Annotated in this window: 15 protein-coding genes; 8 read left to right on the top strand and 7 right to left on the bottom strand. The window is 72.1% G+C overall.

Going from position 1 to position 23,512, the window contains the following annotated elements; genetic code table 11:
* Positions 1–53: 53 nt before the first annotated feature.
* The 3 genes from AB8Z75_RS13245 to AB8Z75_RS13235 all read right to left on the bottom strand — a co-directional run bounded on the left by AB8Z75_RS13245 (position 54) and on the right by AB8Z75_RS13235 (position 6,801).
* A complete protein-coding gene (locus AB8Z75_RS13245; protein WP_369201686.1) occupies positions 54–1,736 on the bottom strand; it encodes a DUF5719 family protein in 1,683 nt (560 codons plus the stop codon).
* Positions 1,733–5,734: a glycosyltransferase gene (locus AB8Z75_RS13240; RefSeq protein ID WP_369201685.1), complete on the bottom strand. Its 4,002-nt coding sequence runs from the start codon at positions 5,732–5,734 to the stop codon at positions 1,733–1,735. Before AB8Z75_RS13240 ends, AB8Z75_RS13245 begins: the two co-directional genes overlap by 4 nt.
* Positions 5,735–6,537: 803 nt before the next feature.
* Entirely contained in the window at positions 6,538–6,801 is a 264-nt protein-coding gene (locus tag AB8Z75_RS13235) for a WhiB family transcriptional regulator (protein WP_016910644.1), read from the bottom strand.
* Positions 6,802–7,639: 838 nt separating this feature from the next.
* On the opposite strand from AB8Z75_RS13235, the gene AB8Z75_RS13230 reads away from it, so the two are divergent.
* The 3 genes from AB8Z75_RS13230 to AB8Z75_RS13220 all read left to right on the top strand — a co-directional run bounded on the left by AB8Z75_RS13230 (position 7,640) and on the right by AB8Z75_RS13220 (position 10,821).
* Positions 7,640–8,128, top strand: a complete 489-nt coding sequence (locus tag AB8Z75_RS13230; protein WP_369201684.1) for a cysteine dioxygenase family protein — start codon at positions 7,640–7,642, stop codon at positions 8,126–8,128.
* A 225-nt stretch (positions 8,129–8,353) separates the two neighbouring features.
* Positions 8,354–9,331 (top strand): 2-phospho-L-lactate transferase, encoded by a 978-nt coding sequence (gene cofD, locus AB8Z75_RS13225; protein WP_369201683.1) that lies wholly within the window; start codon positions 8,354–8,356, stop codon positions 9,329–9,331.
* The gene (locus tag AB8Z75_RS13220; protein WP_369201682.1) at positions 9,328–10,821 is read left to right on the top strand and encodes a coenzyme F420-0:L-glutamate ligase; all 1,494 of its coding nucleotides are present in this window, start codon (positions 9,328–9,330) and stop codon (positions 10,819–10,821) included. The genes cofD and AB8Z75_RS13220 overlap by 4 nt, the downstream gene beginning before the upstream one ends.
* 72 nt (positions 10,822–10,893) lie before the next feature.
* On the opposite strand, the gene AB8Z75_RS13215 is transcribed toward AB8Z75_RS13220, so the two are convergent.
* The 3 genes from AB8Z75_RS13215 to AB8Z75_RS13205 form a co-directional block, all read right to left on the bottom strand.
* The gene (locus tag AB8Z75_RS13215; RefSeq protein ID WP_369201681.1) at positions 10,894–11,817 is read right to left on the bottom strand and encodes a DNA-3-methyladenine glycosylase; all 924 of its coding nucleotides are present in this window, start codon (positions 11,815–11,817) and stop codon (positions 10,894–10,896) included.
* Between the two features lie 76 nt (positions 11,818–11,893).
* Positions 11,894–12,976, bottom strand: a complete 1,083-nt coding sequence (locus tag AB8Z75_RS13210) for a sugar phosphate nucleotidyltransferase (protein ID WP_369201680.1) — start codon at positions 12,974–12,976, stop codon at positions 11,894–11,896.
* 231 nt (positions 12,977–13,207) lie between these two features.
* Positions 13,208–14,812 carry an N-acetylmuramoyl-L-alanine amidase gene (locus tag AB8Z75_RS13205; protein ID WP_369201679.1) on the bottom strand — a complete coding sequence of 535 codons (1,605 nt, stop codon included), beginning with the start codon at positions 14,810–14,812 and terminating at the stop codon, positions 13,208–13,210.
* A 78-nt stretch (positions 14,813–14,890) separates the two neighbouring features.
* Here AB8Z75_RS13205 and AB8Z75_RS13200 point away from each other — a divergent pair, with 78 nt between their 5' ends.
* The 4 genes from AB8Z75_RS13200 to AB8Z75_RS13185 all read left to right on the top strand — a co-directional run bounded on the left by AB8Z75_RS13200 (position 14,891) and on the right by AB8Z75_RS13185 (position 20,964).
* A complete protein-coding gene (locus tag AB8Z75_RS13200; protein WP_369201678.1) occupies positions 14,891–15,655 on the top strand; it encodes a TIGR03089 family protein in 765 nt (254 codons plus the stop codon).
* Between the two features lie 246 nt (positions 15,656–15,901).
* Positions 15,902–17,074 carry an LCP family protein gene (locus tag AB8Z75_RS13195; protein ID WP_369201677.1) on the top strand — a complete coding sequence of 391 codons (1,173 nt, stop codon included), beginning with the start codon at positions 15,902–15,904 and terminating at the stop codon, positions 17,072–17,074.
* A 148-nt stretch (positions 17,075–17,222) separates the two neighbouring features.
* Positions 17,223–19,073 carry an LCP family protein gene (locus tag AB8Z75_RS13190; protein WP_369201676.1) on the top strand — a complete coding sequence of 617 codons (1,851 nt, stop codon included), beginning with the start codon at positions 17,223–17,225 and terminating at the stop codon, positions 19,071–19,073.
* 70 nt (positions 19,074–19,143) lie between these two features.
* Entirely contained in the window at positions 19,144–20,964 is a 1,821-nt protein-coding gene (locus AB8Z75_RS13185) for an LCP family protein (protein WP_369201675.1), read from the top strand.
* 91 nt (positions 20,965–21,055) lie between these two features.
* Here AB8Z75_RS13185 and AB8Z75_RS13180 read toward each other — a convergent pair whose 3' ends face one another.
* On the bottom strand, positions 21,056–22,075 hold the full coding sequence (locus AB8Z75_RS13180) for a glycosyltransferase family 2 protein (RefSeq protein WP_369201687.1): 1,020 nt from the start codon (positions 22,073–22,075) through the stop codon (positions 21,056–21,058).
* Between the two features lie 228 nt (positions 22,076–22,303).
* Here AB8Z75_RS13180 and AB8Z75_RS13175 point away from each other — a divergent pair.
* A partial coding sequence (locus tag AB8Z75_RS13175; protein WP_369201674.1) for an LCP family protein occupies positions 22,304–23,512 on the top strand: 1,209 nt, incomplete at its 3' end.

The raw sequence follows: 23,512 nt of genomic DNA, 5'->3' as shown, positions 1-23,512 counted from the left end.
GGCGCGGGGCGGGCGCGGGCTGACAGCCGGTACCCGGTGGCCGCCCGGGGGCCTCAGTCGTCGTTCAGCACCGACAGGTCCTGAGCCGACTCGGGGACCGCGACCGTGCTCCCGTCGTCCGGCAGCGCCTGAAGGGTGAAGGCGGGCAGCCCCGACTGTTCACGCTCCAGCATCCGGGAGGCGTACAGCGGTCCCCCCGACAGGCGCTCCACCGTCACCGCGTAGGTGCCCTTGCCGCCGGCCGGGCGCGGCGGGGTGACGGCTGTGGTGGTGTGCGCCTTCACGGTCACGGTGGTGCTCTTCGGGCTGCCACCGCCACTGCCGGCCGACGCGGTCACCCGGACCTTCGCCTCGCCCTTCGGCGCGGTCAGCGACAGCGTGGAGCCCTTCTCGCTGTTGTCGGCGGCCGTCGCGCGCTTGTGCACGGGTTGCGTCGCCGGGATGAACGCCGACTCCTGCTTGTCGCCCTTGCCGCGGAGCACACGGGCCGCGGCGACGATGCCGGGCGCCTCGGCGTCGCCCTCCGCCGGGGAGAGCACCAAGGAACCCGCCTCGCCCTGCGTGAGGTCCTTGAGGTCGACAGTGGTCGCCATGCCCGCCTTCACGTGCAGCCTCTCGTGCCCTGCGGGACTGATCAGACCGGAACGGCCCGCCAGTTTCACCGTCAGGTCGGCGTCATGGCCGCTCGGGGCGAAGACGGTAAGCCGTACGGAGGTGGCGTCCTTGGGAATGCCGGGGAGGACCGCGCCGGGGCTCGGGGTGGCGGCGGGAGGGAGCCAGTCGCCGCCCACCTTCCGGTCGGACGCCTGCACCTGTGCGCCCACCCGGCCGGACCGTGCGGTGACGTGCAGCGTCACATTGGTGACAGGTTCGGGGGTGAGCGTGGACAGCAGGACGGGCACCGTGGAGCGCGGCGGGACGGTGATGCCCTCCCCCGCGCCGCCGCCGGCCTTGATTTTGCCCTCCTTGCCGTACAGCTCCAGGTCGACGACCGCGCTGGTGCTGTCCGGGTTGGTCAGGTGCACGTAGTCCTGCCGGTCCTCGGCGGTGCTGGCGCCGGGGAACCAGAACGTGGTGTCCGGCGCCGAACACGAGGTGCCCTGGAGTCCGCGTCCCGCGCCCGCGCTGATGCTCGTCGTCTGCTGCACCGTCCAACCGGGCGCGAAGGGGCCGTCCGCCGTGCCGGTGAGCGCAGGCGCCTTGGGGTCGCTGGTGTCCTCGGTGACCGGCGTGCCGGGGCTGCTCAGGGAGAGGAAGGGTTTGCCGTCCTTCTTGCCGTCCTTCTTGCCGTCCGTCCCGCCCTGCTCCTCGGTGGGCTTGCCGTCCGTCCGGCCGTTGTCGCCCTTCTTGCTGTCGTCGCCCTTGCTGTCCTTGTCGCCCCCGTCGTTTTCTTCGTCCTTACCGCCCTTACCGCCCTTGCCGTCCTTGTCGTCCTTGCTGTCCGAGCCCGGGCCCTGGGGGGCCTCGGAATCGGCGAGTTCGGCGGGGTAGAGGGCCGCGCTGCCCTTCTCACCCGGGCCTCCCTTGGGCGTGAACGCCGTGTAGGAGGTCTCCGCGACGTCGGACGTGGTCGGCCGGGGGCACACCAACGTGGAGCGCTCCACGGGCTTGTGTGCGGCCGACTTGGCGCTGTCCCCGCTCTCTGCCGCCTCGTCCGGCGCCCAGAGGGTGGCCAGACCGGTCACGGCAGCCAGCGCGACGACGGTGCCGCCGAAGCTGAGGACTGTGCGGTTCACTGCTGCTCGCTCCCGTTGCCGTACCTGTTGTCGTAGCCGTCGCGCGCCGCGGTTTCGCCATAGCCGGGCGCGCCCTCGTAACCGGGCGCGCCCTCGTGGCCGGGCACCCCTTCGTACCCCGGGGCGTGGCCCGGCTGGTAGCCGTAGCCCTCGGGGCCGCCCTGTGCCGCGTACGGCTGTGCCTGCCAGCCGTCATAGGCGGTCTGCTGGTCGTAGCGCTGCTCCCCGTACCCCTGGCCACCGTAGGGCTGCTGGCCGTACGGCGGCTGGGCGTAGGACTGCTGCTCATAGGCGTGCTGGTCGTAAGCCTGCTGGTCGTAGGACTGCTGCTCGTAGGACTGCTGGTCGTACGGCCACTGGGCGTACGACTGCTGGTGCGGAACCTGGTCGTAGGACGGCTGCCCGTAGGAGTCGTGCCCGTAGGCAGGCTGCTCGTGGGCTGACTGCTGCTGGGCCGACTGCTCGTACGGGGCGTGCTCGGTGTACCCCGTCTCCGCCGCGGCGTCGTACTGGGGCCGGGGCTGGTACCCGGGCTGCTGCGGCACGTGAGGCTGCTGCGGCACGTGAGGCTGCTGCTGCTCGCCGTACGGATCGTGTGCGGGCTGCTCGGACAGACCGTGCGCCCCGGCACCACCGACGGCCTCCCCGGCCGCGGACTCCTCCGGCACGTCCGGTGCGGTTGTGGCCGCTTCGGCGGCTGCTCGCAGCCGGCGGGCCCTGCGGCCGTCCCCGTCGGCCGGGTCGGGCGCGGGCGGGGCTTCCGGCAGGTCGTCGTCCACCTCGCGCTTGCGGCCCGGCAGGGCCAGGACGAGGACGACGAGGAGGAGGAAGCCCTGGGACCACACCCACACCGTGTGGGTGAAGGGCGTCTCGTACGTGAGAGTCAGCTTGCCGCCCTCGGTGGGCAGTTCGAAGCCCTGCGCCCAGCCGTCGACGGTGATGCTCTTGAGCGGGCTGCCGTCCAGGCTCGCCTGCCAGCCGCCGTCCGCCTCGTCGGCGACCCGCAACACCCGCCCCGACGGTCCGGCCGGCAGGGTCGCGTGGGACTCGACGGGTCCTGACGCCACGGCGACCGGCGCGGTCACCGCGCCGCCCGCGCCGCTCTCCTCGCCGCCCGGGACGATCGAGACCCGCGAGACCTGCCGGTCGACGCGCCACAGTGCGCTGCCGTCCTCCTGGCTGAGGCGGGTGAGACCGGGAGTCGCGTCCAGCGTGCGGCTGACCTGGCGCGAGGTGCCGTCGCGCAACAGGACGTAGCGCACGGCATAACCGCCCAGTTGGCTCGTCTGGTCGGCTCCGGAGCCCGCGACGAGGTGGGAGACTACCTTGTCCAGCCGTGCGTCGTCGCCGCCGACGGCGGCCAGGTCCGCGTCCCCCAGACGGGCACCTGAGCCCCTCACGAGGGTGTAGCCGACCTCGGCAGCGCCCTCGGGCTGGTCGAGGACGAGGGTACGGGCCTGGTCGCTGGTCGTACTCTCCTCCGCGACGAAGGCGGGCACCTGCACCGGGTCGCGCCGCGAGAGGGGACCGTCGGCGCCACCGGCCATCCAGCCGACCGCGGCGCACAGCGGGGCGAGGACGGCCGCAGCCGCGATCAGCACGGCGACGGGCTGACGCCAGCCGAAGCTCTGCGCCGCCACCCGCTCCTTCGCGCCCTCGGCACCGACCGCGGCGGCGCTCAGCAACCCGATCCCGTACACGAGGGTGGCCGGACCCGCCCAGGCCGAACCGTTGGACAGCGCGGCGAAGACCAGCCCGGTCAGCGCCACGGTCCACGCCGCACGCACGGCCAGCTGCCGCTCGCCGCGCAGCAGGGCGGCCAGCCCGGCGAGCACCAGTCCGACGAGGAAGAGCCCGTCCGTGGTGCCGGGCCCGCCCGGCGAAACAGTCAGCAGGTCGACGGCGGAGGCGGCGCCGGTGCCGTACTCCAGACCCACCTCGCTCAGGAACATGCCGGGGTCGGCCAGCAGGGACAGCGACCAGGGGGCGAGCAGCAGCACGGGCGTCACCAGGGCGACCCCGAGGCGCGCCGCGCGCATGCCCGGCGAGCCCTGCCGTACCCGTACCGCGAGCACGACGACGGCCAGCACCACCGCCAGCGGCCACACCAGGGGGGTGAACGCGGTCGTGAGGGTCAGCAGCAGCGCGTACGCCCACGCGGACCGCCAGCCGCCCTTACCGTGCAGCCCGCAGGACGAGACAGCGGCGCGCGCCAGCAGGGGCAGCAGGATCGCCAGCACGGCGGTACCGACGCGGCCCTGCGCGAGGGCGCCGGTGGCGGCGGGAAGGAACGCGTACGCGACGCTCCCCCAGGCCCGCACCAGACGCGAGTCGACCAGCGGACGGGAGGCGAAGTAGGCGGTGAGCCCGGCCAGCGGCACGGAGCACACCAGCAGCAGTGTCAGCGCCAGGCTGGTACTGCCGAACAGGAGGGTGGCGAAGGTGGCGAGGACGGCCAGATAGGGCGGAGCCGACTCGGTACCGCCCGTGCCGACGGGGTGCCAGCCGTCCAGGTAGCGCGCCCACAGGTCGGAGACGTTGTCGGGGACGGGCAGCAGTGCCCCGCCCGCCAGCGCCCCACCGCCCAGCAGCGACCGGCAGGCGACCAGGGAGACGACCAGCAGGACGGCGAAGAGGACGGGCCCCGGCTTACGGGCGACCCGTTTGACGCGCGCGAACTGCTCGACCTCCAGGAAGTCCGCGTCGTCGTCCGAGGGCCCGGACTCGACGGCACCGTGCCGCCCTCCGGCCGACAGCTCCGCCTCGGAGCGGCCGGAGAAGTTGCTGGTGACCTGCTCCAGCGTGGCGCGGAGGGTGGCACCCGGCGGAGGAAACAGGGGGCGCAGCTCCTTGTGCGGCACCACGGGCCTGCCCCGTCTGCGCCGCGCGGCCAGCACCCGGCCGGACCGCAGCAGCGTGCCGGACAGCCCGGTGATCTCATCCAGCGCCTGCCCGGGCACCTTGCCGACCAGATAGGCGAGCGTGCGCACGAGGGTGCCGAAAACCAGCCGCAGCAACACCCAGGGGAGCAGGGCACCCGAGGTGTTGGCGAGCAGCGTGTAGACGGCGCCCGCCTTGTCGACACGGTGCGGGCTCGCGCCGCTGCGGCTGGCCCGGCCCACGCAGTCGACCGGACGGCGCTCCCGCGAGGCCGCCTCGGCGTGCCGCACCACGGCGTCCGGCGCGACCAGCACCCGGTGCCCCGCGGCCTGCGCACGCCAGCACAGATCGACGTCGTCCCGCATCAGCGGCAGCGCCCGGTCGAAACCGCCGAGCTGGTCGAAGACGTCGCGGCGGATGAGCATGCCGGCGGTGGAGACGGCCAGCACGGGCCGCACCTGGTCGTACTGGCCCTGGTCCTGTTCCCGACGGTCGATGCCGGTCCAGCGCCTGCCGCTGTTGGCGAGCGAGACGCCCGCCTCCAGCAGCTGCCTGTGGTCGTACCAACTGCGCAGCTTGGGTCCCGCGATGCTGACGGACGGGTCCGCGTCGACGACCCGCAACAGTTCGGCGAGGGCGTCCGCCTCCGGCGCGCAGTCGTCGTGCAGCAGCCACAGCCACTCGACGGGCTCCCCGTAGGGCAGCTCAGGCATGTCGTAGGCGTCGTCGCGCCAGGCCCTGTTGACCGGGTCCCAGCCGCTGGGCCGCTTCAGGTACGGCAGGTCCTCGGGGGTCAGCCTGCGAGCGGTACGTGCGGCCTCCTCGACCGCGGTGCCGAATCCGGTACGGCGCGCCATGTGCAGCACGCGTTCGCCGCCGAGCGCTTCGGTGAGCAGTTCGGCGGAGTTGTCCGCGCTGCCGGTGTCGGCAGCGATGATGTTCTGCACCGGGCGGCTCTGTTCCAGCAGCCCGCGCAGCGCGTCGGGGAGCCAGCGCCTGCCGTCGTGCGCGACGATCACGGCGGTGACGACGTGCCGGGGGAACTCGGGCGGCTCCACGGTGGCCAACCCTGCTGCGGCCGCCTCGTAATGGGCCGCCATATGGCTGTGCACGGACATCGAGGTAGGGGCCCTCCCCGGGGTGCCGGGGCCTCGCGGCGGTGCCGCGCTGTGGCTGCAAGCCCCCGGAAGACGCGTATCGGAGCGGTGAACGCACCCCCTGTGCCAGGGCGGTGCGTCGCGGACGGCCCCACACTAACGGCTCCCACCCGTGCGTCCGGCGCCTTGGTGCAACTGGCCCGAGGGGGCCGCACAGGACGGGGGACGGCTCTCGACGGCTCCCGCCCACTCGATACGGACAGCCGAACGCGGCTCGAACGGGCACCCGCGGAAGGCGGCCGGAGGCCGCCACGTGGGAAGGGTGGCCAGAAGGTCAGATGGCCGACGACAACCGGAAAGCGGGCCGGCAGGCCGACAGCAGGCCGGATGGCCGGACGCAGGCCGGGTGGCCGGACGCAGGCCGGGTGGCCCGCGTCGACCAGGCAGCTGGGGGCGGTGGGCCGCCGGGACGCCGCGGCTCACCGGTCGTGGCGGGCGAGGGGACTCGACGAACAACGGCGACGGCGGTCAGGCGGAAGCGCCAGCCGGAAGCGGCAGTCAGCCGCATCGGCAACCAGCGGGAAGTGGCGATCAGCCGGTAGCGGCGATCAGCCCGAAGTGGCGGACAGGCGGAGGTGGTGACCGACAGACGGAAGGGACGGTCAGGCGTCGAACGCCGGAGTCGAACACCGGACGAGACGCGCTCGGACGGCCGAACGCAGGTCGAGCGCTCGGGCGGCGGTGGGCCTCGAATCGCCCGGCGCAGCGGCGAGGCGGCGGAGCAGCGAGGCGGCGGAGCAGCGAGGCGGCGGGGCGGCGCTCCGTCAGATCGCGGCTTTCTTCAGCCGACGCCGTTCCCGTTCGGACAGGCCGCCCCAAATACCGAAGCGTTCGTCATTGGCGAGAGCGTATTCGAGGCATTCCGAGCGGACTTCACACGCGAGGCAGACCTTTTTCGCCTCGCGGGTTGAACCGCCCTTCTCGGGGAAGAACGACTCCGGGTCGGTCTGGGCGCACAACGCGCGCTCCTGCCAGCCCAGCTCCTCGTCCGCCTCTTCGACCAGCAGTTGTTGGAACAGCTCGGTCATGTGCGCCCCTCGATCCGTCTCTGCGACCCCGTGATGCTGTCGTTATCGAACCCTCTTGAACGACACGAGTGAAATTACAAGTGTGCCGATCCGGGGCAGTCAAGCCGAGATCTGCTATTGAGCCCGTTATTCACCCGGCGGAACCAAGCGTTCGCCGTAAGTGTTCAAATCAGCATGAACTATGACACTCACATCCGGAGGCCGTCCCATTTGTCCGGCTTCTGCATGGAGAACGTGATGACCTGCTTTCACGTTCCGCACCAACGCCCGGATGGCCCTGATCACGTTCCGGTCACGGAAGGACAACGGCGATCCGAGTGCGGTTGGTGCGCCGTATCTCCCGTCGAGGGCAGCACAAACCTTTCACCGGCCGGAGCGACCGGAACCGGTGAAACATCCCTCACAAACGTGACGTCAGGTTGACACCGGGGGGCCGGAACGCTCTCCTTGGACGCATGTCAGCGACCTCTGAGATCCGCACGGCCCGTGGCGCCCTCGCCCCACGGCCTGCCGGGGGTGCACCTGCCTCCCCCGCTGCTTCTCACGTCCTGGAGCTCCGCCGCTGTCGCTGTCCCCGGGGCTGTCCGGCGCGCTGTCGCTGAACCCTCCGCCCTGACCTCGGGTCGGGTCTTGTCACACCCACCGACCGGCTGAAGAGCCGCGCGGTCGCTGTCCGGCCGACGAGCACCCCTCCAGCCGGGCGGCGCGCCAGGGTTTCCTCCCGCGTCTCTCCTCCCCGCACCTTTCTTCCCGCGTCGGCTGCCGCTGCCGCAGCACGCAGCCCTCCGACGCGTTCTCCCAGCTCCCTGTCCAGCTCTCTGCGAAGGCACCTTTGCACGTGAACAGCGACGTCGAAATCGCCGGCGACCCGCTCGCCGTCCCGCACCTCCTTCCTCCCACCCCCGCGCACCCCGGCACCGTCGCGGGGTACGCCGGAGTGATCCGTGAACTGGCCGCCGACCGCGCCTCCTGGGCGCCCCTGGTGCGCTACGACCCCACCCTGCGCTGGTACCACCGGTTGCGCACCGGCCCCGGCTACGAGGTGTGGCTGCTCAGTTGGCTGCCCGGGCAGGGCAGCGGGAGGCACGACCACGGGCGCTCGTTCGGTGTCTTCGGTGTACTGGCGGGGGAGTTGACCGAACACGGGAGCGGCGCCCGGGTGCTCACCCCCGGAACGGTGCGGGTCTTCGCCCCCGGATACGTGCACGAGGTGACCAACGACGGTCTGGAACCGGTCGTCAGTGTGCACGTCTACGCGCCGGGGCTGACCGAGATGCCCCGGCACTGCTCCGTCGGTCCTGCCGTCACCCGGCACGCGTCGGCCTGACGGCCCCGTGCGGGCTGCCGTGGACTTCGACGGCCCGGCCCGCCATGCCACCCCACCGCGCCACCAGCCACGTCACCCGGCGCGTCACTCGGCACGCCATTCGCCGCGTCACCCGGCGCGCCGCCCGGCACGCCACCCGCCGCGTCACCCGGCGCGCCGTTTCCCGGAGGGTGGCCGGGGCGGGCTGATGTCCGCGGCGGGCGCCGGGCTGCGAGACTGGTGCACATGCAGCGCATTGTGGTTCTGGCCGGGGGCATCGGCGGTGCCCGTTTCCTGCGCGGACTCAGGTCCGCGGCGCCCGACGCGGAGATCACCGTCGTGGGCAACACCGGTGACGACATCCATCTGTTCGGACTGAAGGTCTGCCCGGACCTCGACACCGTGATGTACACCCTGGGTGGCGGCATCCACGAGGGTCAGGGCTGGGGTCGCGCCGACGAGACGTTCACCGTGAAGGAGGAACTGGCCGCCTACGGTGTGGGCCCCGAGTGGTTCGGGCTGGGCGACCGTGACTTCGCCACCCACATCGTGCGCACCCAGATGATCGCCGCCGGGTATCCGCTCAGCGCCGTCACCGAGGCCCTGTGCGCGCGCTGGCAGCCGGGGGTGCGACTGCTGCCGATGACGGACGACCGCGTCGAGACCCACGTGCTCATCGACGATCCGGAGGCGCAGGGAGGGGAAGGCAGCCGCAAGGCAGTCCACTTCCAGGAGTACTGGGTGCGGCTGCGGGCGTCCGTGGACGCGCACGCGGTGGTGCCCGTCGGTGCCGAGGCCGCCAAGCCGGCGCCCGGCGTCCTGGAGGCCATCGCCGCGTCCGACGTCGTCCTCTTCCCGCCGTCCAACCCGGTCGTCAGTGTCGGCACGATCCTGGCGGTGCCCGGCATCAGGGAGGCCATCGCGGACGCGGGTGTGCCGGTCGTCGGCCTCTCCCCCATCGTCGGTGACGCGCCGGTGCGCGGAATGGCGGACAAGGTGCTGTCGGCCGTGGGGGTGGAGACCACGGCGGCGGCCGTCGCCGCGCACTACGGTTCGGGGCTGCTGGACGGCTGGCTGGTGGACACCGTGGACGCGGGCACCGTCGCGGCCGTCGAGGACGCCGGCATCCGGTGCCGCGCGGTGCCGCTGATGATGAGCGACGAACAGGCGACCGCGCAGATGGCACGGGAGGCGCTCCGGCTGGCCGAGGAGGTGCGGGCATGACGGCGACGCCCGCGACGCCGCCGCTCCCGGACGGGGCCACGGACACGGAGGCGCCCGCGTCGGCCCCTGCTCCCGCGCACGCGCCGTCCCAGCACGCGCCCTCCCCGCACGCGCCCTCCCCGCACGCGTCCTCCGCACACGGGTCCTTTGCGTCCGGGTCGCCCTCTTACGAGGTCTGGGCGCTGTCCGGCATCCCCGAGGTGCGCCCCGGTGACGACCTGGCCGCACTCGTCCTCCGGGCGGCGGAGGCGGACGGGCGCACGCTCGTGGACGGTGACGTCCTCATCGTCACGTCGAAGATCGTGAGCAAGGCGGAAGGCCGCATCGTGGAGGCCGACGACCGCGATGCCGCGATCGACGCGGAGACCGTGCGCGTCGTCGCCCGGCGCGGCGCCGCGCGCATCGTGGAGTCGCGGCACGGTTTCGTGATGGCCGCCGCCGGTGTCGACGCCTCCAACACGCCCAAGGGCACCGTACTGTTGCTGCCGAAGGACCCGGACGCCGCGGCCCGCCGGGTGCGCGACGGGGTGCGCGAGACGCTGGGTGTCACGGTCGGTGTCGTCGTCACCGACACGTTCGGACGGCCCTGGCGCGAGGGACAGACCGATGTGGCCATCGGCGCCGCCGGCGTGCGGGTCCTGGAGGACCTGCGAGGCGGCGTCGACGCCCACGGCAACCCGCTGGGCGTCACCGTCACCGCTGTCGGCGACGAGCTGGCCGCCGCGGGCGAACTGGTCCAGGGCAAGGCGGACGGGCTGCCCGTCGCCGTGGTGCGCGGACTGGCCCGCCACGTGCTTCCCGCCCCCGAGGAGGGCGGTGACACCGAGCCCCCGGTCACGGCACGCGCGCTGGTGCGGGACGCCGCGACGGACATGTTCCGGCTCGGCACCTCGGAGGCCGTACGGGAGGCGGTGACGCTGCGCCGCACCGTACGGGAGTTCACGGCCGACCCCGTGGACGGACAGGCGGTGCGGCGGGCCGTCGCCGCCGCTGTGACCGCGCCCGCGCCGCACCACACCACTCCCTGGCGGTTCGTCCTGCTGGAGAGCGAGAGCTCCCGGCTGCGGCTGCTGGACGCCATGCGTGACGCCTGGGTCGCCGACCTGCGCGCCGACGGCAAGAGCGAACAGAGCATCGCCAAGCGGGTCAAGCGCGGCGACGTGCTGCGAGGCGCGCCGTACCTCGCCGTCCCCTGCCTGGTCATGGACGGCTCCCACACCTACCCCGACGCGCGGCGCAACGCCTCCGAGCGGGAGATGTTCGTGGTGGCGACCGGCGCGGGCATCCAGAACTTCCTCGTCGCGCTCGCCGGCGAACAGCTGGGGTCGGCGTGGATCTCCTCCACCATGTTCTGCCGCGACGTCGTCCGCGACGTCCTCAAGCTGCCCGCCGACTGGGACCCCATGGGCGCCGTCGCCATCGGGCGGCCCGCGGCCCCGCCCCGGCAGCGCCCGGCACGCGCGGCGGAGGACTTCGTCGTCGAGAGGTGAGCCCGGCGGCTCCGACGACAGCCGGGGCCCTCCCGGGCTGCCGTCCGTCCCGGGGCTGCCGTCCGCCCCGGGCTACAGCGGGGCGATGTTCCCCACCGGGAACCGGGGCTGACGGCGCGGCATGCGCGGGCCGCCCAGCAGGACCAGGCGGGAGGCGCGGTGCCGCTGCCCCTCGTACGGGGCCAGCAGTGCGAGCATGCCGTCGTCGTCGACGCCCCGCACGCCCGTGAGTGCGTACCCGACCAGGCGCGGCAGGTGCAGATCCCCGACCGTGACGGCGTCCGGCTCGCCGTTGGAGCGCTGCAGCACCTCCGCCGCCGTCCAGGGGCCGATGCCGGGGATCGCCTGGAGCCGGGCCTGCGCCTCGGCGAGCCCCATGTGTGCCGCCTCCTCCATGCGGCTCGCCCGCTGGAGGGCGCGCAGAACGGCGGCGGAACGCTTCTCGTCGACCCCGGCGCGGTGCCACTCCCACGAGGGAATCCGCAGCCAGTCACGCGGGTGGGGCATCACCCACAGGTTGGGATGCGGCCCCGGCGCGCGCTCGCCGAAGCGGCGGACCAGCAGCCGCCAGGCGCGGTACGCCTCCTCCGCGGTGAACTTCTGCTCCAGGACGGAGGGGATCAGCGACTCCAGCACCCGCCCGGTGCGGATCAGCCGCAGCCCGGGGTGGCGGCGGTGCGCCTCGCGGGTGAGGTCGTGGTGCGGGACGAAGGCGTCCGGGTCGTCCTCGGCACCGAGCAGACCGGGAAGCCTCTCCAGCAGCCATGCGGCGCCCGGCCCCCACGCCTCGGCGCGCACCTGGCCGTGTGCGCCGCCGGGCCGTAGCCGCACGCACAGCGCCGCAGGCCCTTCCGGGGTACGCGTGCCGCGCCAGACCGCGCCGCCGGCGCCGCCCTCGGCGCGGTACGTCGGGTCGTACGGACCACGGCGCAGCACGCCCAGATTGCCGTGCAGGTCGTACGGGCCCGGCGGGGTCCAGGTGCGGGTGAGTGACACGGACAGCAAGAGTAGGGCCTGGCACCGACAGCCCCGCACGGGCCGGCACGGCAGCCGGCCACTGGTCCGAGGAGAGCTACTGGTCCGAGGAGAAGCGGACCGCGCCGGCGGGGATGCGGGCGTCGCACCAGACGCGGATACCACCGCGCAGCTCGTTGCCCTCCCCGATGACGGCGCCGTCGCCGATGACCGCACCGTCCAGCACCGTGTCGGCACCGATGCGGGCACCGGCACCGATCAGGGAGTCCCGGATCCGCGCGCCGGGTGCGACCACGGCGCCGTCGAGCAGCGCGCTGCCGTCGATCCTGGCGCCCGCGCCGACCTCGGCGCCCGCCCCGGCCACCGAACCGCCGGTCAGCTTGGCGTCCCCGGCGACCTGGGCGCTGGCCAGTATCAGCCGCTCGCCGCACCGCCCCGGTACGGCGGGGGAGGGCGCGCGGCCCAGTACCAGGTCGGCGGAGCCGCGGACGAACGACGCGGGGGTGCCCAGGTCGAGCCAGTAGGTGGAGTCGACCATGCCGTGCAGGTGCGCGCCGGCCTCCAGCAGCCCGGGAAAGGTCTCCCGTTCGACCGAGACCGGCCGACCGGCCGGAATGGTGTCGATGACGGACCGGGTGAAGACGTAGGCACCGGCGTTGATCTGGTCGGTGACGATCTCCTCGGGCGTCTGCGGCTTCTCCAGGAAGGCCGCCACCCGTCCGGAGGCGTCGGTGGGCACGAGCCCGAAGGCGCGCGGATCGGTGACCCGCGTCAGGTGCAGCGAGACGTCGGCGCCCGCCCGGGTGTGCTGATCGACCAGAGCCCGGATGTCGAGCCCCGAGAGGATGTCGCCGTTGAAGATGAGAACCGGCTCGTCGGGGGACGAGTACAGCCGGGAGGCCACGTTGCGGATGGCGCCGCCGGTGCCCAGCGGTTCCTCCTCGGTGACGTACTCCAGATGCAGACCGAGCTGGGAGCCGTCGCCGAAGTACGGCTCGAAGACCTCGGCGAGATAGGAGGTGGCCATCACCACGTGGTCGACACCCGCCGCGCGGGCACGCGCCAACTGGTGGGTGAGGAAGGGCACACCCGCGGCGGGGACCATGGGCTTGGGGGTGTTCACCGTGAGCGGACGCAGCCGGGTGCCCTTGCCCCCGACCAGGAGGATCGCCTCTGTCACCTGTCGTCTCTGCTTCCTGCCGGGGTCCGCCTGCCGCCCTTCCGTGCGGCCGGCGGACAGTTTATGCAGACGTCCGCGCACCTGTTCCCCGGCCCGGGGCCCCTCCGCGCGCACCCCCGGCAGACGCCCGGCGGACGCCTGCCCGGCGGACGCCTGTCTGGCAGACGCCCGGCAAACGCCTGGCGGACACCCCAGGCCGCCCGTACGGTGCTCCGGCTTCCGGTCCGCCCGTCAGCGGCCCTGCAGGCGGGCCGCCGCGGTGCGGATCGTGCCGAGCTTCCCGTACAGCCGGGCTCCGGGGCACTCGGTGACGAAACCGTCCTTGTGCCCTGACACCGTGTGGAACTCGACCTTCTTCCCCTTCTTGAACTTGCCTCCCCCTGAGGTCAGCCACGTCTTGCCCGCAGGGTCGACGCCGGAGAGGCCCAGCTTCCACGCGGTGAGTTTCTCCAGCGCTTCGAGGGCCTTCCGGGAGGGCTCCTTCTTGTCGTACGAACCGAGGACGGCGATGCCCGTGCTGTTCGTGTTGAACCCCAAAGTGTGGGCCCCCATCACCGGCTTGGCCACACCTCCGGCTCGCCCCTCGTAGATCGTGCCGCACTTGTCGACGAGGAAGTTGTAGCCGATGTCCCGCCACTTGCTGCTCTTGACGTGGTAGCGGTACATGCCCCGGATGATCTTCGGCGCCTGCTTGCAGCTGTAGTCGTTGGTCATGGCGGTGTGGTGTACGAAGGCCGCCTTGACCTTCTTGGTGTAGGAGAACCCGGACTCGCGCAGCTTCTCGTCGGCGTGCCAGCCCTTGCGGGTCACGATCCGCGGCCGGGGTCCCGCGTACTGACCGGCCGTCGGGTACTCCGCCCGGGTCGCTTCCTGGGTCAGCGCGGGCAGCACGCCGCCGCCGGCGGTCTGCGTGGACTCGGCGGAACCGCTTCCCGCACTCTCCCCGGCCGACCCCGCTCCTGACCCGGCTGCTCCGTTGTCGCGGGCACCCGCGCTCGGCGGGGCCACCCCCTGGTCGGGGGACCCGGTGGGAGACGGCACATTCGGGTCGGGGGGCGCGTCCGTGGGGGCAGGCGCGTCCGTGGGGGCTCCCGTGTCGGGGCCGGGGTCGACCAGTTCGAGACGGAGTCCCTCGGGAAGCCGCGCGGAGGCCCCTCCCTCTCCCGACGTTTCCTTCGCCCCGTTGGGCGCGTCCGCCGCTCCCTTCGGCGACTCCGCGGCCCCCTCCGGCACTTCCTCCGGTGCTCCCTCCGTGCTTTCCGTCGCCCCTTGCGCCGCGGGTTCCGGCAGAACGCGGGCCTCGACACCGTCCGAGGGGCCGACCCAGAGGGGAGCCGTCGCGCCGCGCGCCTGCTGGTCGGCGACCTCGCGGCCGGCGTCACCGGAGTGGGCGTCCAGGTCCTGCCATCCGGACCACCGGCCCGTCCCGGCGTTCCGGGTGCGCACCTGGACGCGTCCCCCGAGGGGTCGGTCCGCGCGGTCCCACACCACGCCGAGGAGGGAGTACGGGTGCACCGTGCGGGCGGCAATCCGTACGGCAGAGCGGTTCTGGCCCCCGGCACGCGGCTCCGCGGTCTGCCCGGCGAAGGCCAGCGACTGGGTGTGGCCCGGTACGCGCTCCTGGGAGGCACCCCCGGGCTCCCCGGGCTCCCCGCTCTCCCCGGGCTTCTGGGATGCCTGGGCCCCCCGGGACGGCTGGGGTGCCTCGGGCGGTGCCTGCGCCTTCGAGGACGACTCGGGCGCGGACGGTGTGGTGGCGGAGGCGAGGGGGGTCAGCGACAGCAGCAGGGCGGCAGCGCCCACGGCGCCGATCGAATGAGCACAATTGGCACGCATGCCCATGATCATGGGCATATCTGATCATCGGTGTCCATTACCGCACCGCCAGCCGGACGCAGGCGTACGCTGACGCGGATGAACGCCACTGACCGCACCCCCGCCGGCCTGCTGCGGACCGCACTGTCCGACGACCCGTCACGTCCGCTGGTGACCTTCTACGACGACGCCACGGGTGAACGCGTCGAGCTGTCCGTCGCGACCTTCGCCAACTGGGTGGCCAAGACCGCGAACCTCCTCCAGGACGAACTCTCCGCCGAGCCCGGTGACCGGCTCGCCCTGCTGCTGCCCGCCCACTGGCAGACGGCCGTATGGCTGCTGGCCTGCTCCCGCGTGGGCGTCGTCGCCGACCTGGGCGAGGGCTCCGGGAGCGCCGCCCGCGCCGACGTGGCGGTGTGCGGCCCCGACACGCTGGAGGCGGGACGCTCCTGCTCCGGCGAGCGGGTGGCGCTGAGCCTGCGGCCGATGGGCGGGCGCTTCCCGCAGCCGCCGGAGGGCTTCATGGACTACGCCGTCGAGGTACCGGGACAGGGCGACCAGTTCTCCCCGTACGCACCGGTCGACCCCGACGGGCCCGCGCTGGCGCTGCCCGACGGCAGTGAACTGACAGGCGCACAGGTGGTCGACCGCGCGCGTGCGGACGCCACGGACCGCGGACTGACGGCGGGCTCGCGACTGCTCTCGGCGCTCCCCTACGACGACTGGGACGGTCTCAGCGCGGGACTCCTCGCGCCGCTGGCGGCCGGCGGCTCGGTGGTCCTGGCACCGCGGCTGGAGCGGCTGGACGCCGCGTCCCTGGACCAGCGCAAGGAGAACGAGCGGGTGACCCACACGGCCGGCTGACGGACCACGACGGGGACCGCGACGGACCACGACAGGGACCGCCACAGACCACGCCGCACCGCGGGCGGCTGCCGGAACGCGGCAGCCGCCTTCGCGCCCACCTCGCCCCTCCCCCGCCAACTCCCCGCGCTCCACTGCCGCCTCAGATACAACCCTGCGCGGGTTTCGTACGTCTGTCTTCATGACCGGCGCAGCCGTACGTGTGTGCGGACCGGCGCTGCCGCGACACGAGGGAAGACACCAGCCGTGACCGATCCGGGCACCATCGACACCGATTCCGGCACGCCCGCCACGGCTTCCGTCCGCCCCCGCAGACGCCGTCGTCTCCGGTGGGCGGCGCTCGCCACCGCCGGTCTGCTCCTGGCCGTCGCCGCGACCGGCTGGTCCCTCTACCGGAAGCTCGACGCCAACATCCGCACCGACTCGGGCACCGCGCAGGCGCTGGCGCCCTACGAGAAGGAGCGCCCGGCACCGGCCGAGGGCACCGGTGAGGCGCGCAACATCCTGCTCCTGGGCTCCGACAACCGCGGCGACGGCAACGGCGCGTGGGGCAGGGACGAGGGAAGTCAGCGTTCGGACACGACGATCCTGCTGCACATCGCGGCCGACCGGCGCAGCGCGACCGCGATGTCGATACCGCGTGACCTGATGGTGGACATCCCCGGCTGCCGGCAGCGGGACGGCTCGTCGGCGCGTGCACAGTTCGCGCAGTTCAACTGGGCGTTCCAGAACGGGGGCGCGGCCTGCGCGATCCGGACGGTCGAGAAGATGACGGACGTCCGCATCGATCACCATCTGGTCGTGGACTTCCAGGGGTTCACCGAACTGGTGGACGCGGTCGGCGGGGTGGAGGTGTGCCTGGCGCAGCCGGTGCACGACCGGGAGGCCAAGCTCGACCTTCCGGCGGGGAGGCAGACGCTGGACGGTGAGGACGCGCTCGGTTATGTCCGGGCTCGGCACGGTCTGGGCAACGGCAGTGATACCCAACGCATCGAACGTCAGCAGCGTTTTCTGGGATCACTCGTGAAGAAGGTGCGCAGTAACGGTGTACTGCTGAATCCGGCCAAGGCCTATCCGGTGCTGGATGCGGCGACCTCGTCCCTGACCGCCGATTCCGGGCTCGATTCCCTCTCTGAACTGTACGAACTGACGCGGAGTGTGCGGGATATCCCGCAGGATCACATCCTCTTTCTTACAGTGCCCCGACAACCGTACGAACCGGACATCAATCGTGATGCGCTGGTGCGTCCGGCGGCCGACGAGCTCTTTGCCAAACTCCGCGAGGACCGGCCGATACGGGTCGAGAACAAGCGCGAAGGCAAGAAAGATAAGAACGGCGCCGAGGAGGATGGGACGGACAACGCAGGTCAGCCCTATCGGGGAACAACAGCCGACCGGGACATCTGCACGAACGAATGAAGCTGGGAATGAGCCGAATTGACCGTTTCCGACTGCATGGAATTTGTCACCGGCGTCGCTAGCCGCCGAACCTGCCGGATAGTGTGAGCGCTCCGGCCGGCCCCGGGGCGGCCTCAGCAGCCGGTTGTTATGGAGGACTTACGCAATCGTGGACGCGCAAGGCCGTGGGCACGCGGGAGATGTCGACCCCGCGGATCAGTGGGTGTTCAACCCGAACACCGGCAGCTATGAGCTGCGACTGAACCCCGTCGCCGACGACTCCCCGAGTCAGTACGGCGGCCGCCGCACCTCCGCCCCGCGTCAGAGAAGATCCTCCCCCGACGAGGACACCGCGACACCTTCCGGCCCCTCGGACGCCTCGGGCCGCTCCGGTTCGCGTTCCGGCAGCCGCTCGGAGTCCGCCGGCCGCGCCGGTGGTGCCCGGGCCGGGTCCCGGGCGAGTGACCGCCCTGGCTCGCGCGCCGCGCGGCGCGCCGAGGCCAAACTGCCCGCGCAGCGTCGGGCACGCGCCTCCGAGCGGTCCTCGTCCGCCGACGGCGGACGAGGTGGCGGGCACGGCCGCAGGAAGGCCAAACGGAGGCTGTCGAAGAAGCAGAAGGCGCTGCGGATCGGCGGCGGTGTCGTCGGGTTCGTGATGGTGGCGGGCTGTGTCGGCGGCGTGTACATGTACCAGCGGCTCAACGGCAACATCAACAAGATCGACGTCGGCGAGGAGAACCCCGCGGTCAAGGACGGCCCGGTCAACATCCTCGTCATCGGCACCGACGCCCGCGAGGGCAAGGGCAACACCGGTTACGGCGACGCGGGCAGCGTCGGGCACGCGGACACCACGTTCCTCTTCCACGTCTCCGAGGACCGCTCCAACGCCACCGCGCTCTCCATCCCGCGCGACATGGTCACCGACATCCCCCAGTGCGAGACGAAGGGGGAGAACGGGCAGACCAAGGTGATCCGCGCGGAGCAGAACGTCCGCTTCAACACGAGCCTGGGCCAGGAGGAACGCGACCCTGGCTGCACCTGGCGCACCGTGGAGAAGCTGACCGGCGTGCAGATCGACCACTTCATGATGGCCGACTTCAACGCCGTCAAGGAGCTGTCCACGGCGGTCGGCGGCGTCGAGGTGTGCACCGCCAAGGACATCAACGACCCGAAGTCGCACCTGAACCTGAAAGCCGGGCGGCACACCATCAAGGGCGAGCAGGCTCTCGCGTTCGTCCGCACCCGGCACTCGGTGGGTTTCGGCAGCGACCTGAGCCGGATCAAGCTCCAGCAGCAGTTCCTCAGCGCGATGATCCGCAAGATGAAGTCCGGGGACACGCTCACCAACCCCTCCAAGCTGTTCAAGCTCAGCGACGCCGCGACCAAGGCGCTGACGGTGGACACGGGCATCGGCAGCGTCAAGAAGCTGATGGCGCTGGCGAACGACCTCAAGCGGGTCAACACGGACAACATCACGTTCGCCACCGTGCCGGTCGTGGACAACCCCGACGATCCGGCGACCGTCATACTCAACGAGGCGAAGGCCGAGCCGCTGTTCAAGATGGTTCGCGCCGACAAGTCCCTGACCAAGACGGACAAGGCCAAAAAGAAGAAGAAGGAAGAGTCCAAGCCGAAGGCCGAGAAGGCGCCCGCCTCCGAGGTCGACGTCTCCGTCCGCAACGGTGGCGGCCCCGCCGGGGCCGCGGCCGGGACGGTGGAGTGGCTGACGAGCAAGGGGGTGGGCAACGCGGCCTCCGGCGGCAACGCGCCGCAGCCCCTGGAGAAGACCAGGCTGGAGTACACCGCGTCGCAGGAGGGCCAGGCGGTCCGGCTGGCGGACATGCTGAAGCTGCCGGCGTCGGCGCTGAAGAAGACCGAGGACACGGGTTCGGGGTCGAGCATGACGCTGACGCTCGGCAAGGACTTCACGGCGGCGGGAAAGCCGGTCGGCGCCCCCGACAAGGCCCCCTCCGGGGTCGAGAAGGTCAACGCCGGCGACAAGAACGTGTGTGCAAAGTGACGTCTACCCCTCCGGCACGTCCCGCCAGGCGGCCGGAGGCAGCACGACCTGAAAACCCCGGGGAGGTCCCGTGCGGCAGTACAGCAGCGACGGCGGCGAGGGAGCGCGAAGTAGCGCCCCCACCGCTGCCGACCGCGGGTGGGACGAAAGCCTGTACGAGGACCGCCCCGCACAGCCCGGCTCACCGCAGGCCGGAAGTCCGACGCAGCACGGAGCTCCGCAAGCCGGAAGTCCGGTGCAGCACGGGAACCCGCAGGGCGGGGGCGCGGGACGCGCTGTGTCCGCGTCCGACGCGGCGGGCCGCGAGCGCGGGGGCAGGGGCCGCCGCCGTCACACGCAGCGCGGTGCCGGCCGCGGGGGCGGCGAGGTGAACGCGGCGGCGGCCACCGGCCCTCCGCGGCGCGGGCGGCGCGTGCTGCGCTGGTCGGCCATCGTCCTGGCACTGCTCATACTCGCCACCGCGGGAGCGGGCTACCTGTACTACCAGCACCTCAACGGGAACCTCGACAAGGACGACCTGAACCTCGGCGACAGCAAGCTGGACAAGGCCGATCCCAACGCCGAGGGCCAGACGCCGATGAACATCCTGCTGCTGGGCTCCGACTCGCGCGCCTCCGCGGAGAACGTGCGGCTCGGCGGCTCCCGCGCGGACCGCGACCGGCCGCCGCTCGCGGACGTGCAGATGCTGCTGCACGTCTCCGCCGACCGCAGCAACATGTCGGTCGTCTCCGTGCCGCGTGACACCCGCACGACGATCCCCAAGTGCACCGACCCGGACGACGGCAAGGTGTACCCGGAGACGGTCGACAAGATCAACACGAGCCTCCAGCACGGCGGTCCCGGCTGCACCGTGGCGACCTGGGAGGAGATGACCGGCGTCCCGATCGACCACTTCATGATGATCGACTTCGCGGGCGTGGTCTCCATGGCGGACGCGGTCGGCGGCGTCCCGGTCTGCGTCGACAAGAACGTGCACGACCGGCAGTCCAAACTGAAGCTGAAGAAGGGCACCACCGTCATCAAGGGCGAGCAGGCGCTCAGCTGGCTGCGGACCCGGCACGGCTTCGGGGACGGTACGGACATAGGCCGCGCCAAGGCGCAGCACATGTACATGAACGCGATGGTCCGGCAGCTCAAGGCCGGCACCAAGCTCACCGACCCCGGCAAGCTGCGCAACCTGGCGGAGGCCGCGACCGAGGCGCTCACCGTCGACAAGGGGATCGGCTCGGTCAAGAAGCTCTACGACCTGGGCAACGACCTCAAGCGCGTCCCCACCAAGCGGATAACCATGGCGACGATGCCGTGGGAGTACGGCCCCGGCGGCAGCTACGTGGTGCCCAAGAAGGACGACGCGGACAAGGTATTCTCCCTCATCCGCAACGACGTGGCGTTCGACGGCAAGGACAAGAAGAAGGCGGAAGCCAGCAAGTCAGCGCAGCCGACCAAGCCCTCGCAGCCGAAGGGCGAGATCCCGGTCAGCGTGATGAACGGCACGGGCACCTCGCTGCAGCCGCCGGTCACGGGCCGCGCCGGGCTCATCGCGGGCGAGCTGACGAACAAGGGCTTCAGCCAGGCGGTGGCCGACCAGACGCCCCAGTCGCAGGCCGACACCACCATCCGCTACGCGCGCGCCGAGCAGCGGGGCGACGCGCTGGCCGTCGCGGAGGCACTCGGCCTGCCCGAGCGGCTGGTCAAGCACTCCTCCGGGGTGCAGAAGGTCACTCTCGTCGTCGGCGCCGACTGGCGGGAGGGCACCGCGTACCCGGGCGGCGGCTCCGGACCTTCCGGGGACGAGAAGAAGGACGAGCAGAAGGCGCCGGACAGCGCCGACGCGCTGCGCGGGGACGACAAGAAGGCGTGCATGGAGGTCAACCCGAACTACACGTGGTGACGCTCCACGGAACGGACAGAGGTAAGGGGCGCTCTCCATGGAGGGCGCCCCTTACCTCTGTCCGCTTACTTCTGTCCGCTCGCCGCCGCGCTCACTGCACGGCCGGCACCGGCTCCCTGCGGCTGGCGATGACCTTGCGGGCCAGCTTCTTCGGGCTCGTCAGGAAACCCCAGCCCCAGGACATGTGCATGGTCGCCAGTGCCACCGGGATCTGGACCCGGGCCTTGAACGACAGCCCCTTGCCCGCGGGGAGCGACCCGGCGACGATCGCCGCCAGGTAGCCGCCCGGCACCACCAGCGCCCACGGGGTGACGGCCACGCCCACGACGAGGCCTGCCGCGATGGCGCACACGGCGACCGGAGGCGCCAGGTAGCGCAGGTTGATCGAACCGGCGTGGTAGCGCGAGACGACGTGCCGCCACCGGCCGTAGTTGCGGTACTGCTTGGCCAGCGCCCGCACACTGGGCCGGGGCCGGTAGGAGACACGCAGCTCGGGTGAGAACCAGACCAGCCCGCCCGCCGCACGGATGCGGTAGTTCAGCTCCCAGTCCTGCGCGCGGATGAACTCCTCGTTGTAGCCGCCCTGCCGCTCCAGCACCTCGCGGCGGAAGACGCCCAGGTAGACCGTCTCGGCCTCGCACGCGGCACCGCCGGTGTGGAAGACGGCGTTCCCCACTCCGATCTTCGAGGTCATCGCCGCCGCGACGGCGTCCTCCCAGGCGTTCTCGCCCTCGGCGTGCATCACTCCGCCGACGTTGGCCGCGCCGGTCTCCTCCAGCAGCCGCACCGCGGTGGCGATGTAGTCCGCGGAGAGCATGCCGTGCCCGTCGACCCGGACGACCACCGAGTGGCGGGATGCCTGGATCGCGGCGTTCAGCCCGGCCGGGGTGCGTCCCGTGGGGTTGGGCACCGTACGCACACGGGGATCCTCGGCGGCCAGCTCGGCCGCGATCTCGTCCGTACGGTCGGTGGAGGGCCCCAGCGCGATGACGACCTCCAGCTCGCCCTCGTACCGCTGCTGGAGGATGTGCCGTACGGAGCTGCGCAGATGCCGCTCCTCGTTGAGCACCGGCATGATCACGGAAACGGGGCGGGGGGCCGCGTCCGCCAGGGCGTCCGGGGAAACACGTGGGTTCTCGCGAGTCACGGCGCTCACGTTACCGCGATCGGGGGAACGCTCCGCACGCCCGCGCCCCTCCGGCCACCGAGGCCCGCCCGGGACGGCGTGTACGCACGATCCGGAGATCGTACCGGCATACAGTGTGGGAACTCTGCGTTGCCGTAACGTCACCGAACGTACAACCCGCGTTCGCACTCTCCCCGCGGAAGGTGGCCTCCTTTGCCTCGACGCGCCCCCTCCCCCAGCAAGCGCCGCCCCCGGTGGGGTCTGCGGATCGCCACCACAACCTCCGTGCTGGTGCTGGCCGCGGGCGGCGTCGGACACGCGATGGTGACGGGGCTGAGCGCCGACGTACGCCGGGTCGACCCCTTCGACGGGCTCACCGACCGCCCCCGTGCCGACAACGGCGTCAACTTCCTCGTCGTCGGCACCGACCGGCGCGACGGGCTCTCCGCGGAGCAGAAGAAGCGGTACAACCTGGGCGGCTCGGCCTGCGACTGCACCGACACCATGCTGCTGGTACACCTCTCCGGCGAGCGCAAACGCGCCAGCGTCGTCAGTCTGCCCCGCGACACCTACACCAAGCTGCCGCCCCACAGGAACCGCGCCACCGGCGAACGGGTGGACGCCAAGCCCGCCAAACTCAACTCCGCCTACACCGCGGGCGGCCCCTCACTCACCGTGCGCGCCGTGGAAGACCTGACGGACGTGCACATCGACCACTACCTCGAGGTCGACTTCACCAGCTTCATGAGCACCGTCGACGTGCTCGGCGGCGTCCCCGTGTGCACCGAGAAGCCGCTCAAGGACAGCTACTCGGGGCTCGACCTGCCCAAGGGCACCACCAAGCTCAACGGCGGCCAGGCCCTGCAGTACGTGCGGGCCCGCCATCTGGACGACGGCTCCGACCTGAGCCGGATGAAACGCCAGCAGCGCTTCATCGCCTCGGTGATCTCCCGGGCCACGGACACCGGCGTCCTGATGAACCCGGTGCGCTTCGAGAAGGTCGCCTCCACCCTGCTGCGATCCGTGCGCGCCGACCACGGCTTCGGCACCGAACAGATGATGGAGCTCGGACAGGCGATGCGCGGGTTCAGCCCCGCCTCCTCCGAATTCGCCTCCGTCCCCCTGGCCGACGCCGACTACCGGGTCCCCGAGCTCGGCTCCACCGTCAAATGGGACGAGGCCGAGGCGGAGAAACTGTTCGCGGCCCTGCGCGAGGACGAGCCGCTGTCCGGGCCCGAGGAACCCGAACCCGATCCGGACGGCACCCCCCGCGTGGCCGTCCCGCCCCGCAGCATCAGCGTCGAGGTGGCGAACGCCACGGGGAAGCAGGGGCTGGGCAGGCGCGTCGACGACGAGCTGCGCGACGCCGGCTTCTCCACCACCCGCACCCCCTCCACCGCCCCCCGCCCCCAGGACGGCCGC

It is taken from the genome of Streptomyces sp. PU-14G (assembly GCF_041028275.1).
GTDB lineage: Bacteria > Actinomycetota > Actinomycetes > Streptomycetales > Streptomycetaceae > Streptomyces.
This window is presented reverse-complemented; position numbering and strand designations above follow the sequence as displayed.

What these genes read in the sequence shown, in the direction of transcription:
- AB8Z75_RS13240 (WP_369201685.1), bottom strand. Translation starts at nt 5,734, where the DNA reads ATGTCCGTGCACAGCCATATGGCGGCCCATTACGAGGCGGCCGCAGCA.
- AB8Z75_RS13235 (WP_016910644.1), bottom strand. Translation starts at nt 6,801, where the DNA reads ATGACCGAGCTGTTCCAACAACTGCTGGTCGAAGAGGCGGACGAGGAG.
- cofD (WP_369201683.1), top strand. Translation starts at nt 8,354, where the DNA reads ATGCAGCGCATTGTGGTTCTGGCCGGGGGCATCGGCGGTGCCCGTTTC.
- AB8Z75_RS13220 (WP_369201682.1), top strand. Translation starts at nt 9,328, where the DNA reads ATGACGGCGACGCCCGCGACGCCGCCGCTCCCGGACGGGGCCACGGAC.
- AB8Z75_RS13205 (WP_369201679.1), bottom strand. Translation starts at nt 14,812, where the DNA reads ATGCGTGCCAATTGTGCTCATTCGATCGGCGCCGTGGGCGCTGCCGCC.
- AB8Z75_RS13200 (WP_369201678.1), top strand. Translation starts at nt 14,891, where the DNA reads ATGAACGCCACTGACCGCACCCCCGCCGGCCTGCTGCGGACCGCACTG.